Origin of the sequence: Agrilactobacillus yilanensis, from assembly GCF_003946725.1 — a bacterium.
In the GTDB taxonomy this organism is placed as follows: domain Bacteria; phylum Bacillota; class Bacilli; order Lactobacillales; family Lactobacillaceae; genus Agrilactobacillus; species Agrilactobacillus yilanensis.
The window spans coordinates 51567-64208 of record NZ_RHOY01000013.1 but is presented as its reverse complement, the minus strand read 5'-3'; the positions used below and the strand labels follow the sequence as shown (position 1 = coordinate 64208).

Genomic DNA, 12642 nt, shown 5'->3' with positions numbered 1-12642 from the left:
TTAGATTTTTTTAAGCTGACCGTCTTCGATCCGGTAAACTTGATCCACTAAGTCCAATACCCGTTCATCATGGGTGACCATAACCGCTGCCTTTTGAACCTCATGGACTTCTTGGGCGATCATCGCCACCACTTCATGGCCCCGCTTAGAATCCAGACTAGCTGTGGGTTCATCCGCTAAGATCAGATCGGGATTATTGATAAAAGCACGGGCAATCGCCACTCTTTGGCGTTCGCCACCGGATAATTGATTGGGAAAGTTCTTTAAACGGTGACTTAATCCGAGATGATTCAGCAAGGCCAAGATTTCTGCTTCAGAGGTTGGCCGTTTGGCAAGTTTTGTTACATATTTTAATTGATCCTTCACGGTTAAATAAGGAATCAACTCCGAATTTTGGAAAATAAAACCGACTTTTTGCAGCCGTAATTTTGTCCGATCTTTGGCGGGCATTGTTGTCACGTCAGTATCGGCGAGTTCAATTTTACCGCTAGAAGGACTTAATAAAGTGCCGGCAATGGATAGCAAAGTACTTTTTCCCGCACCGCTAGGCCCAATAATGGCTGCGAACTCACCTGGGCCAACGGCTAGTGAAGTCGATTTTAACACTTCAATTCGATTGGGCCCATCTTGATAGTATTTGGTAATATCTGTTAAAGCTAAACTTGGTTTTAAAGTTGTGACCATTAGACTTGACCTCCGATGGCGCTGACAGGATCTACTTTAGAGATCTTCACCAGCGAAATTAAAGAACTTAAAATAGCAACGACAATAAAGATGGCGGCCGTGACGCCCAGTGTTGCGCCATTAATAATAAACGGCATACTCGTTGGCATGACTTGACCTAACAGTATAATCAGCAAACTGCTGATAGCAATGGCCAAAAGCGTGATTAGACCGATTTCATAAATCAAATGCCGACCTAAATAACCAGTGGCCGTCCCAATCGCCTTTAAAGTCCCAAACTCTTGTAGTTTTTGAATGGTCAAAACATAGAAGAATACGGCTAGAACAACGACAGAAATAATATATAAAAAGGCAATCATCATCGTTAAAGAACCTGTTTCAGCGGAATAGCCAGGAATATTTTGAATCATGGTTTGTTTTGGGACCTTATTAAAACCACTGACCGTTAAAGCCTTCGTGCTAGTAGTGGCCACAGTATTATAAGTCAAATTCATTGCCGCTTGCGGTGTAATGGCCTGCCATTGTTTGACGGATAAATAAATCACGGGTGTATGGGCATAAGTTTGATTTTTGATGAACCCTTTAATTTTGAAACTTTTACCGGAAGTCGTATCCGTGATAGAACGGCCCACCTGGTAGCCTTCAGCCTGTAATTTATCACTGACCAAGACGCCATTGCCAGTTTGCTGAGTTAATTTCTGACCGTTCGTCGCGGTTAAATTAAAATCGGCGCTGGCGTTGAGTGCAAAATACGCAATATCTGTTTTTTTAGTACTTGTCTTTGATTTTTGAACCGTTGTCTGACTGACAGCAATCGGTGTCCCATTGCCTAAATCGCGCTTAATTTCTTTAGCCTGAGCGGCGGTAATTGTGGAGCGATTAAAGCGATTTTGGGCGCCTTTTTCCAAAACATAAGCAGTGGACTGGCCTTGGTTGATGGCTGCCCCGTTATCACTGGCTAAACCATTGGTCAGGCCAGTAATAAATAGGACTAAAAAGACGATTAAAAAAATAATTAGGCTGATTAAGCCATAACGTAGTTTTTGATGTTTTAACTCTCTAATAGCGAGAAACATAAAAAATTCCCCCTCAATAATAATGTCGTTAAGTAATGACTTAACTTTCAACATTAACTATAAAGGCGGAATGTTAACTGAATATAAACAAAATATTACAAAGTCATTTTAAGGGTAATTGCACTTTAAAAGTTGTCCCATCAGCTTGGGTGCTGGCAACGGTCAACGTCCCATGATGCAGCTGAACAATTTTATAAGCAATCGCCAGGCCTAAACCATGATGGTCTCGAGCTTGGCGGGTTGTATCCCCTTGATAAAAGCGTTCAAATAAATGCTGCTGAACCTCGGGGTCAATCGGCGGCCCAAAGTTAGTCAACGTAATTGTGGCCGTCGTTTTAGTTTGAGTTAAGGTCAGTTTAAGATCAGAAGCTTCTGGAGCATAACGAATGCTATTGGTTAATAAGTTCTGCCAAACTTGAAATAACAGCTCCTGATTCCCCACGACAGTGACCGGCGGCAATTGTGCAGCGACAAAAAGGGCTTTTTGATCCAATTGAAATGAAAAGGCTTTGATCGCTGCTTTTAATTGTTGGTCTAAAGCCAGCGTCTGTTGAAAATCTAAAGTGTGCTCTTGGTCTAGCGTTGATAAAAGTAGCAGTTCTTTAGTAAGTTCAGCTAACCGGGTTGTTTCTTGCTGAATAATCTGCAAATAGCGCTGTTGTTGCTGTGGCGGTAAAGTTGGCGCTTGCAGCTGATCAGCATAGCCTTTTAAAGCCGTTAATGGGGACTGTAAATCGTGGGATACGTTGGCCACAAACTCATTTCGGCTTTTTTCAACTTCAGCTAATTGCTGGGTCATTTTTTGAAAACTCTCGGTAAGTCGGCCAATTTCATCTTGATTTGTAACCGCTGTTAGATTTGTGTGGTAATTCCCGGCTGCGACCTTTTGAGTAGCTTGAGTCAACCGTTTTAAGGGTCTAACTAACCGTTTTTGCGCCGTTAAGACGAGTAAAAAAGCCCCTAAAGTTACAGTGATTAGCCCAATTACCAACATGTAACTGCGTAATTCGCCAAACTGGGCATTCGGATTGGCCCGGATAAATAATTGCTGGTGGGGATTCAACTGGATGCCCACCGTATTATTTAGATCATTCGCAAAAAAGCCAGTGACAAAGGGGCCTTTTTGATAGTGCTTAATCCCATGATAAATTTTATTTTGGGCGACCGTTGCCCGAGCGGATTGGGTTAATTGGGTGATACGAAAAGGACTGCCATAATAGTGGACTTGACCGTCAGTATAGACCGCAAAATCGTAACCCGTTTGCGCCACGCTGTTTAAGTAGGCTTGGCGTTGATTTTGAGGCAGCTGCTGATAGAAATGTTGAATGTTTTTAGCCATGGCGGTAATTTTAGCGTCATTTTTAGGCTTTAATTGCTGGTGATAGTACTGATTACCCCCTAAAAAACCAATAAGACAGCTGAAACATAAAATACCACTGATCCAAAGGACAACTTTATGGGATAAGCTACGTTTAAAAATCATTGGCGTACCTCAAGGCGATAGCCTAAACCGCGGACCGTAGTAATTGCAGTGGTCTCATCTTGAATAAGGTGGTCGCGTAAGCGTTTAATGTGCACATCAATTGTGCGGTCAGTCCCGGTATAATCTGGGCCCCAAACTTGCAGCAAAATAGATTCACGATCAAAGATTTGATTTGGATGACGGGCTAATAAAGCCAAAATCTCAAATTCTTTGCGGGGTAAAAATAGTTCCTGGAGCCCTTGCTGTAGGCTGTAATTATTTGTATCTAAAAGTAAATCGCCTACTTGAATGATGGCGGTATTGGTGGGGGCATAGCGGCGAAAGAGGGCTTGTATTTTGAATTGCAGCTCACGAATGTCGAAGGGTTTGGTTAAATAATCATCAGCACCGGCCGTATAACCTTGCTGTTTATCAAAAATATCGCTTTTAGCTGTCAGAATTAAAATGGGGATGTTTTTAGCTTGGCGGATAGCTTCCGTCACGGCAAAGCCATCTTTTTTAGGCATCATCACATCTAAAATCGCTAAATCAATAGGTTGGGTTAAAGCCAACGTTTCGGCTTCTTGACCATCCCTGGCGGTTTTTGTGCGATAACCGGCGGCATTGAGCTGGGTGTCTACGAGCTGCAGCAAATCTGGATTGTCATCAGCGATCAAAATAGTTTTCATCAAATGGCCTCCTATAGTTATGCCTTAATTGTACACTATATTAATTCGTAAGCCTTACAAAAACAAAACTTTAAATACGAACGATAAATAAAATTATGATTAGAATATATGTTTTTAGTATTGACATTTAAAATGCCGCTGGTTACACTAAAGATAAATTTTAACGAACGAAGGAGACAAAATAGTGGAAAACGTTGCGTTAGTTATGGGTTCAAAATCCGATTGGAGCACAATGAAAGCGGCAGCTGACCAACTGACAGCATTAGGCGTCGGTTACACGAAACAAGTGATTTCTGCCCACCGAATGCCAGATGAAATGTTTCATTTTGCGGAAACAGCTCGTGAAAATGGCTTAAAAGTCATTATTGCAGGCGCTGGCGGTGCTGCACATTTGCCAGGTATGATTGCGGCTAAGACAACCTTACCGGTGATCGGTGTCCCAGTTAAAACACGAACATTAAACGGGATCGATTCTTTACTATCTATTGTCCAAATGCCAGGCGGGGTTCCAGTAGCAACCGTGGCGATCGGTGAAGCCGGCGCCAAGAATGCCGCCTTATTGGCAGCAGAAATTTTGGCTATCGAAGATCAGACATTACAACATGCTTTGACCGCCTTCAGAGCAGCACAGGCGCAAGCCTCTAGAGAAAGCAGTGATGCACTTGACTAAACGAACAGCAATTTTACCGCCAGCAACAATTGGGATCATCGGTGGCGGTCAGTTAGGACAGATGATGGCCTTAAGCGCTAAAAGTATGGGTTATAAAGTCGGGGTCTTGGATCCAACGCCTCAATCACCGGCGGGACAAGTCAGTGATTTTCAAATTGTGGCAGATTATGACGATCAAGCCGCAATGGATACGCTGATTCAAAAAAGTGACGTTTTAACTTATGAATTTGAAAATGTCTCCACTAAAACTTTAGCACAGCTCAACAAACAGCAATTGCCGCAAGGGGTGAAATTGCTAGAAATCACTGGTAATCGACTGAATGAAAAAAACTTTTTACGAGATCATGGCATTAAAACTGCGCCATTTGCAGCCGTAACCGATGCAGCAAGCTTTACCGCAGCAGTTCAAACAGTGGGCTTACCAGCGATTTTGAAAACAACGGAAGGCGGCTATGACGGTCATGGCCAAGTAGATATTAATACGCCAGCTGATTTTGCTGCCGGTGCGGCCCTATATGCACAAACACCATGTATTTTAGAAGGCCGGGTTGATTTTGAAAAAGAAGTTTCAGTTATGGTAACCCAAACCGCCAACCAAGATATTCGAGTATTTCCAGTAGTCGAAAATCAGCATCGGGCGCATATTTTACAAACAAGTATTGCACCAGCCCGGTTGTCAGATGTGGTGGCCCAAAAGGTACAGGTTTTTGCGATGGCTATTGCGGATGGCTTAGATTTAGCGGGTGTTTTAGGGATTGAATGTTTTGTAACCGCCCAGGGCACGGTTTTGGTGAATGAATTGGCACCTCGGCCTCACAACTCAGGGCATTATAGTATTGAAGCTTGTAATATTTCCCAATTTGAAGCGCATATCCGTAGTATTTGCGGCTTACCTATTCCAGAAATTCAGCAAAATCAGCCAGCAGTGATGTTTAATTTGCTGGGGGATGAATTGTCTCGGGCGCGGCAAGCATTAGCGCAACGGCCAAATTGGCATTTCCATGATTATGGCAAAGCCGAAATTCGTGATTTGCGTAAATTAGGGCATGTCACAATTTTAGGACCAGATTTAGCAGCATTGATCCAAGAAGCAACAGATTTCGAAAATCAGGAGGGCTATTTTGAATAAAAGAGGACTACTTTACGAAGGCAAAGCTAAAAAGATGTACGCAACGGACGATCCTAACTTAGTGTTAGCAGAATATATTGATCAAGCCACTGCGTTAAATGGTAAGAAGAAAGTTGAAATTGATCATAAAGGTGCTTTAAACAATCAAATCACCAGTCATATTTTTGGTTACTTAAAAACACAAGGTATTGCCTCACATTTTGTAGACCAAATTTCTGAAACCGAGCAATTATTAAAAAAAGTCAAAATTATTCCTTTAGAAGTGGTTGTTCGCAATTTAGCATCTGGCCATTTTGAAACAAAATTTGATGTGCCCCACTTGATGCGCTTTGAAGCCCCAATTGTGGAATTTTATTACAAGAGTGACGCCTTAGATGATCCTTTCATCAATGATGCGCAAATTATTGCTTTAAAGATTGCATCAGCAGAACAGATTGCAGAATTAAAAGCTAAAGCTTTACAAGTCAATGAAGCGTTAATTCCATTTTTTAAAGCCTTAAAGCTGACGTTAGTTGATTTTAAATTGGAATTTGGTCTAGATGAAAATAATCAAATTTTGCTGGCGGATGAAATTTCACCAGATACTGCCCGTTTAGTGGATCAGACAACCCATATGTCATTAGACAAAGATATTTTCCGTAAAGGGTTGGGCGATTTGATCCCAGCTTATGAAGAGGTCTTAAAACGCATCCAAGATAAGGAGAACGCTGATGTACATCGCTAAAATTTATGTAACTTATAAACCTTCCATTTTAGATCCTAAAGGTGAATCCATTAAGTCGGCGTTACACCGGTTAAACTATGAAACTGTGACGGATGTAACGATGGGTAAGTATTTTGAATTAAAACTTGAAGCAGATGCAGCTACTGTTGAAAGTACGGTGCAAGCAATCTGTGATCAATTATTAGTGAACGTCAATATGGAAACTTATCGTTATGAGATTGAAGCATTGGAGGTTCAATAATGCGCTTTGCAGTGATCGTTTTCCCCGGCTCTAATTGCGATGAAGATATGTATTATGCGGTGACCGATCAATTAGGTGAAACTGCAGAACTTGTTTCTTATACGGCTACCACTTTGGCTGGCTTTGATGGGGTCTTAATTCCCGGCGGCTTTTCATATGGCGACTATTTACGCTGTGGGGCCATTGCGCGTTTTTCGCCGATTATGCCGGCCATTATCGAATTTGCCAATAACGGTGGCTTAGTTTTAGGCGTTTGTAATGGCTTTCAAATTTTAACGGAAGCCGGCCTGTTACCAGGTGCTTTGCGGGAGAACAAGACACTGAATTTTATTTGTAAAGATGCCCCTTTAAAAATTGAAAATACGCAAACGGCCTTTACATCTGCTTATGGACAAAACACGGAGATTCGTCTGCCGATTGCCCATGGTGAAGGTAATTATTACTGTGATGAAGCGACTTTGGCACAATTAAAGGCGAATCATCAGATTGTATTCACGTATCAAGATAATCCCAATGGTAGTGTGGCAGATATTGCGGGCATTACGAATGAAGCGGGCAATGTCTTGGGGATGATGCCACATCCAGAACGTGCTGTAGAGTGGCTGTTAGGCAATACGGATGGTTTGCCATTATTTGAATCAATGGCTGCTAAAGTACGTCAATAAAGGAGAATTTAAAATGACTGAGCTGACAAAATCAGAATTGACACCCGAAGAAATTCGTGACCAAAAACCTTATCTTGCTTGGAGTATGACTGAAGAAGAATATCAACGGGCTTGTCAGATTTTAAAACGGTTGCCCAACTATACTGAAACCGGCTTATTTGCGGTTATGTGGAGTGAACACTGTTCTTATAAAAATTCAAAACCAGTTTTAAAACAATTCCACACGACTGGTAAACAAGTATTGCAAGGTCCTGGTGAAGGGGCCGGGATCGTAAATATCGGTGATGGACAGGCAGTCGTTTTTAAAGCTGAAAGTCATAATCATCCTTCTGCAGTAGAGCCTTATGAAGGGGCTGCTACTGGGGTTGGCGGGATCATCCGGGATATTTTTTCAATGGGTGCCCAGCCTATCGCCGTTTTGGATAGTTTGCGTTTTGGAGAATTAGATAATGCAAAAACAAAATATTTAGTTTCACAAGTGGTCAAAGGGATTGCTGATTATGGCAATTGTATTGGGCTACCAACTGTTGGTGGCGAAACAAGTTTTGATACTACTTATGAAGGTAATCCGTTAGTAAATGCCATGTGTGTTGGTATTTTAGATCAAAAAGATATGCAAGTTGGGCAAGCAAAAGGCTTTGACAACAGTATCATCTATGTTGGTGCAAAAACGGGCCGGGATGGTATTCATGGGGCAACTTTTGCATCCGAAGAATTCAGTGATGACAATGAAAGTGATCGTTCTGCGGTTCAAGTAGGGGATCCATTTATGGAAAAATTATTGATGGATGCTTGTATTGAAGTGGTTCGGGAACATAAAACAGCATTGGTGGGGATCCAAGATATGGGCGCCGCCGGTTTAGTGTCTTCTTCTGCTGAAATGGCTTCAAAAGCTGGGACCGGGATGGTTTTGGATTTGGACAAAGTGCCGGTACGTGAAAGTCAGATGACGCCTTATGAAATGATGTTATCTGAATCTCAAGAACGGATGCTGCTCTGTGTAAACAAAGGCTATGAACAAGAAATTTTTGATGTCTTTGCCCGTTATAACTTAGATGCGGTCAAAATTGGCCATGTCACTGAATCTAAGCAATATCGGCTCTATCATCACGGGCAATTAGTCACGGATGTCCCAGCAGATGCTTTGGCTAGTGACGCACCGGTTTATCATCGGCCAAAACAGTTGCCAGAACGGTTAAAACAGCCAAAAGCTACTCAATTCCAACCCGATGTAACGGATTTACCGGCGGTTTTTTATCAATTATTAGCTCAGCCAACAATTGCGTCTAAAAAATCAATTTATGAAACTTACGATACGCAGGTTCGGACAAATACAGTCGTTAAACCTGGTAGTGATGCGGCTGTTTTACGAATTCGCGGCACTAAAAAAGCTTTAGCGATGACAATGGACGGCAATGCCCGCTATATTTATTTGGATCCAAGACAAGGCGGGGCAATTGCGGTCTCTGAAGCAGCTAGAAATTTAGTCGCTGCTGGTGCCAAACCGCTGGCGATGACGGACTGCTTAAACTATGGCAATCCAGAAAAACCAGAACATTTTTATGATTTAGAAACTTCTGGCTTAGGCTTGACGGATGCTTGTAAAGCTTTAGATACACCGGTGATTTCTGGGAATGTTTCTTTATACAATGAAACAAACGGCCAAGCAATTTATCCGACACCGGTTGTCGGTATGGTGGGCCTAATCAAAGATACTAAAGATATTCAGACATTGGCTTTTAAAAATGCTGATGATTTGATTTATCTTGTTGGCACGACGGCAGCTAGTTTTAATGGCTCTGAGATTCAAAAAATGCAAGCTGGTGCCATTAGCGGCCAACTATTTGACTTTGATCTTGAGGTTGAAAAAGCCAATCAAGACTTGATGCTAAAAACAATTCAAGCCGGTTTAACCCAAAGTGTCCATGATATTTCTAAAGGCGGTTTTTTAACTGCATTAGCTGAAAGCAGTTTTAATTCTAAAGCAAATTTAGGGGCAGCGATTCAATGGTCCCAAGATTTAAGCTGGCTGTTTTCTGAAACCCAATCTCGATTTATCGTGACTGTTGCGCCAAAAGATCAAGTTGCATTTGAAACAGCGATGGGTACCAAAGCGCAATTGTTAGGCCAAGTTTTGGCACAGCCTGAAATTCAATTAACCCATGAACAAGCGACAACCACTATTGATTTAACTAAGGCCAAAGAAATTTGGGAGGCTACCATTCCATGCCTAATGAAGTAAAAAGTTTAAATGAAGAATGTGGTGTTTTTGGTATTTGGGGACAGCCTCAAGCCAGCAACATCACTTATTATGGCCTCCACAGTTTACAACACCGGGGGCAAGAAGGTGCGGGTATTACCGCAAATGACAGTGGTTGTTTAACCAATATCCGAGGGCTGGGCTTATTAAGCAAAGTTTTTCAAGACCCTAAGCGGCTGGAAGAATTACCCGGGACGGCGGCGATTGGTCATGTGCGTTACAGTACGGCTGGCAATAAGACATTAGACAATATTCAGCCATTGATGTTTCATTTTACCGATGGGGATATGTCTTTAGCGCATAATGGTAATTTAACCAATGCCCATAGCCTAAAGCAGCGTTTAGAAAACGAAGGGGCTATTTTCCATACCACTTCAGATACTGAAATTTTGATTCATTTATTGCGTCGTTCATCCCATACTGATTTTTTGGATAAACTAAAAGAATCTTTGCGGACGGTTAAAGGTGGCTTTGCCTTTTTATTAATGACCGAAGATAAGCTTTATGCGGCTGTGGATCCCAATGGACTGCGGCCGTTAGCGCTGGGACAGATGAAAACAGGCGCCTATGTGGTGGCCAGCGAAACGTGTGCTTTAAATTCAGTAGGCGCTGAATTTATTCGGGATATTCAGCCAGGCGAATTGATTATTATTGACGATGACGGGTTTAAAGTAGATTATTACACTAAAGATACACAACTAGCGATCTGTTCCATGGAATATATTTATTTTGCACGGCCGGATTCAGATATTCATGGCGTTAATGTCCATAATGCCCGCAAAGAAATGGGCCGGCTATTGGCCAAAGAGCAGCCTGTTGAGGCGGATATTGTTGTAGGGGTGCCGAATTCTTCATTATCAGCAGCTTCGGGTTATGCGGAAGCCAGTGGGATTCCTTATGAAATGGGCTTAGTGAAAAATCAATATATTGCCCGGACGTTTATTCAACCCAATCAAGATATGCGAGAACGCAGTGTGCGGATGAAATTATCACCAGTTAAGGGCGTTGTTGCCGGCAAAAAAGTCGTTTTAGTAGATGATTCAATTGTCCGGGGCACCACCAGTAAATATATTGTCCGCTTATTATTAGAAGCCGGGGCTAAAGAAGTGCATTTACGGATTGCTTCACCAGCACTGAAGTTTCCTTGTTATTACGGGATTGATATCCAGACAACTGATGAATTAATTGCGGCACATAAAAATATTGCGGAAATGAATCAGTTTTTTGGGTCCAATTCATTAGGTTTTTTGAGTGTGGCGAGTTTGATCAAAGCCATTGGTCTAAAAACAAAAGCACCCAATGGCGGCTTATGTGTGGCCTATTTTAATGGTGATTATCCAACACCGCTGTATGATTTTGAAAGTGAACTACAAGCTGAATTAAAACGACTGCATGAATCACGAAAACAGGAGGTTTAACCGTGGGTAAAGATGCGTATAAGGCGGCCGGCGTAGATATATTTGCTGGAGAACAAGCCGCTGCAAAAATTGCCGATATGACGGCGCAGCAAAAAGACCCCCATGTCTTAAGCGGCATTGGTGGCTTTGGGGCGTTGTATGAACTGCCAACACAGCTAAAACAGCCCGTTTTGGTTTCTGGAACGGATGGGGTAGGGACAAAACTCTTAATTGGGATTCAAGCTCAAGAATCCGGTACTGTTGGGGAAGATTTGGTGGCTATGTGCGTCAACGATATTTTGGCTCAAGGCGCTTTGCCGTTATATTTCTTAGATTATTTAGGCATTCATCATGTGGATCCTGATGAAATTGCCAAAATTGTTGGTGGTGTTCAGCGGGGCTGTCAAAAAGGACAATTAGCGTTAATTGGCGGTGAAACGGCTGAAATGCCGGATATGTATGCAAAGGGACATTATGATTTGGCCGGCTTTGCTGTAGGTTTGGCCGATAAGGCAGATTTATTCTCACCGGATAAAGTGCAAGCTGGGGATGTATTAATTGGTCTACCTAGCAGCGGCCTGCATTCCAACGGTTTTTCATTAGTAAGACAGATTCTGTTTAAAAGCCACGATTTTAAATTAGATGCTGTGATTCCAGAATTAAAGCAACCGTTAAAGACAGCTTTATTAACACCAACTCGAATTTATACAGCAGCATTAAAACCATTACTGACACAAAAATGCCTAAGCGGCGCGGCCCATATTACTGGCGGCGGCTTAGTTGAAAATCTACCGCGGAGTTTACCCGAAACGTTAGCGGCACAAATTGATTGGACGGCTTGGACAGTCCCACCTATTTTTAAATGGCTGCAATCGCTTGGTGAATTAAGTACTCAAGATATGCTGCAGACGTTTAACTTAGGTATTGGGATGGTCTTAATTGTACCGGCAGCACAAGTTAAAACGGTGGAAGAAACATTAAAGATGGCTCAAGAAGCTTATGTAACGTTGGGTAAAGTAGTACCCCGGACAAAGGCGGCAGTTGAGTTTGTGGGGGCGGCAACGGTATAATGAAAAAAATTGCAATTTTTGCTTCTGGAACCGGGACGAATTTTGTAGCGCTCACTAAAGCCATTCAACAGCAGCACTTGCCGGTGACCGTGAGCCTTTTGGTTTGTGACCATGAAGATGCCCAAGTTTTACAGCGGGCAGCTGAACTAAAGGTACCAATTTTTGTGATTAATTTTAAAGCTTATCCTAATAAAGCGGCTGCAGAACAAGCAATTTTAGATCAATTGGCCAAAGCTGAAGTGACGGCAATTTTGTTAGCCGGGTATATGCGCATCATCGGACCGACTTTATTAGGGGCCTATACCAATAAAATTTTGAATATTCATCCGGCGCTATTGCCGAATTTCCCCGGGGCACATGGCATTGAAGATGCCTTTAAGGCTGGGGTTAAGACGACGGGGGTCACCGTTCATTATATTGATGCGGCGGTAGATTCTGGGCCAATTATTGCCCAAAAGGCGGTTCCGATTTTGGCGGAGGATACACTGGCAACGTTGGAAGCTCGGATTCATGAAACGGAACATCAGTTATATCCAGCAGTTTTGGCAGATTTAATAAAAAAAGGGGACTTATAA

General features: G+C 42.4%; 13 protein-coding genes. 9 read left to right on the top strand and 4 right to left on the bottom strand.

The features are described 5' to 3' along the window. The 4 genes from EKM93_RS09205 to EKM93_RS09190 all read right to left on the bottom strand — a co-directional run bounded on the left by EKM93_RS09205 (position 1) and on the right by EKM93_RS09190 (position 3911). A complete protein-coding gene (locus EKM93_RS09205) occupies positions 1-684 on the bottom strand; it encodes an ABC transporter ATP-binding protein (protein ID WP_125715205.1) in 684 nt (227 codons plus the stop codon). Then, entirely contained in the window at positions 684-1760 is a 1077-nt protein-coding gene (locus EKM93_RS09200; protein ID WP_125715203.1) for an ABC transporter permease, read from the bottom strand. Before EKM93_RS09200 ends, EKM93_RS09205 begins: the two co-directional genes overlap by 1 nt. Before the next feature lie 103 nt (positions 1761-1863). Next, on the bottom strand, positions 1864-3243 hold the full coding sequence (locus EKM93_RS09195) for a sensor histidine kinase (protein WP_125715201.1): 1380 nt from the start codon (positions 3241-3243) through the stop codon (positions 1864-1866). Beyond that, positions 3240-3911: a response regulator transcription factor gene (locus EKM93_RS09190; RefSeq protein ID WP_125715199.1), complete on the bottom strand. Its 672-nt coding sequence runs from the start codon at positions 3909-3911 to the stop codon at positions 3240-3242. The genes EKM93_RS09195 and EKM93_RS09190 overlap by 4 nt, the downstream gene beginning before the upstream one ends. Before the next feature lie 205 nt (positions 3912-4116). Here EKM93_RS09190 and purE point away from each other — a divergent pair, with 205 nt between their 5' ends. Genes purE through purN form a run of 9 tightly spaced genes read left to right on the top strand, consistent with a single transcriptional unit; the run spans position 4117 to position 12642 of the window. Then, positions 4117-4581, top strand: coding sequence for a 5-(carboxyamino)imidazole ribonucleotide mutase (gene purE, locus EKM93_RS09185; protein ID WP_376923098.1), 465 nt, complete (start codon positions 4117-4119; stop codon positions 4579-4581). Beyond that, positions 4568-5710, top strand: coding sequence for a 5-(carboxyamino)imidazole ribonucleotide synthase (gene purK, locus EKM93_RS09180; RefSeq protein ID WP_125715195.1), 1143 nt, complete (start codon positions 4568-4570; stop codon positions 5708-5710). Before purE ends, purK begins: the two co-directional genes overlap by 14 nt. Continuing rightward, entirely contained in the window at positions 5703-6434 is a 732-nt protein-coding gene (gene purC, locus EKM93_RS09175) for a phosphoribosylaminoimidazolesuccinocarboxamide synthase (RefSeq protein ID WP_125715193.1), read from the top strand. The genes purK and purC overlap by 8 nt, the downstream gene beginning before the upstream one ends. Further along, positions 6421-6675: a phosphoribosylformylglycinamidine synthase subunit PurS gene (gene purS / locus EKM93_RS09170; protein ID WP_125715191.1), complete on the top strand. Its 255-nt coding sequence runs from the start codon at positions 6421-6423 to the stop codon at positions 6673-6675. Before purC ends, purS begins: the two co-directional genes overlap by 14 nt. Beyond that, positions 6675-7340, top strand: coding sequence for a phosphoribosylformylglycinamidine synthase subunit PurQ (purQ, locus tag EKM93_RS09165; RefSeq protein ID WP_125715189.1), 666 nt, complete (start codon positions 6675-6677; stop codon positions 7338-7340). The genes purS and purQ overlap by 1 nt, the downstream gene beginning before the upstream one ends. Before the next feature lie 13 nt (positions 7341-7353). Continuing rightward, positions 7354-9582, top strand: coding sequence for a phosphoribosylformylglycinamidine synthase subunit PurL (gene purL / locus EKM93_RS09160; protein WP_125715187.1), 2229 nt, complete (start codon positions 7354-7356; stop codon positions 9580-9582). Next, on the top strand, positions 9567-11018 hold the full coding sequence (gene purF, locus EKM93_RS09155) for an amidophosphoribosyltransferase (RefSeq protein WP_125715185.1): 1452 nt from the start codon (positions 9567-9569) through the stop codon (positions 11016-11018). The genes purL and purF overlap by 16 nt, the downstream gene beginning before the upstream one ends. Positions 11019-11020: 2 nt before the next feature. Next, the gene (purM, locus tag EKM93_RS09150) at positions 11021-12067 is read left to right on the top strand and encodes a phosphoribosylformylglycinamidine cyclo-ligase (RefSeq protein ID WP_125715183.1); all 1047 of its coding nucleotides are present in this window, start codon (positions 11021-11023) and stop codon (positions 12065-12067) included. Continuing rightward, positions 12067-12642, top strand: a complete 576-nt coding sequence (gene purN / locus EKM93_RS09145; protein ID WP_125715181.1) for a phosphoribosylglycinamide formyltransferase — start codon at positions 12067-12069, stop codon at positions 12640-12642. The genes purM and purN overlap by 1 nt, the downstream gene beginning before the upstream one ends.

Bases quoted from the DNA above. Each gene is read 5' to 3' on its own strand.
- purE (WP_376923098.1), top strand. From the start codon at position 4,117: ATGGGTTCAAAATCCGATTGGAGCACAATGAAAGCGGCAGCTGACCAA.
- EKM93_RS09190 (WP_125715199.1), bottom strand. From the start codon at position 3,911: ATGAAAACTATTTTGATCGCTGATGACAATCCAGATTTGCTGCAGCTC.
- purL (WP_125715187.1), top strand. From the start codon at position 7,354: ATGACTGAGCTGACAAAATCAGAATTGACACCCGAAGAAATTCGTGAC.
- purS (WP_125715191.1), top strand. From the start codon at position 6,421: ATGTACATCGCTAAAATTTATGTAACTTATAAACCTTCCATTTTAGAT.
- purF (WP_125715185.1), top strand. From the start codon at position 9,567: ATGCCTAATGAAGTAAAAAGTTTAAATGAAGAATGTGGTGTTTTTGGT.
- EKM93_RS09205 (WP_125715205.1), bottom strand. From the start codon at position 684: ATGGTCACAACTTTAAAACCAAGTTTAGCTTTAACAGATATTACCAAA.
- purK (WP_125715195.1), top strand. From the start codon at position 4,568: ATGCACTTGACTAAACGAACAGCAATTTTACCGCCAGCAACAATTGGG.
- EKM93_RS09200 (WP_125715203.1), bottom strand. From the start codon at position 1,760: ATGTTTCTCGCTATTAGAGAGTTAAAACATCAAAAACTACGTTATGGC.
- purN (WP_125715181.1), top strand. From the start codon at position 12,067: ATGAAAAAAATTGCAATTTTTGCTTCTGGAACCGGGACGAATTTTGTA.
- purQ (WP_125715189.1), top strand. From the start codon at position 6,675: ATGCGCTTTGCAGTGATCGTTTTCCCCGGCTCTAATTGCGATGAAGAT.
- EKM93_RS09195 (WP_125715201.1), bottom strand. From the start codon at position 3,243: ATGATTTTTAAACGTAGCTTATCCCATAAAGTTGTCCTTTGGATCAGT.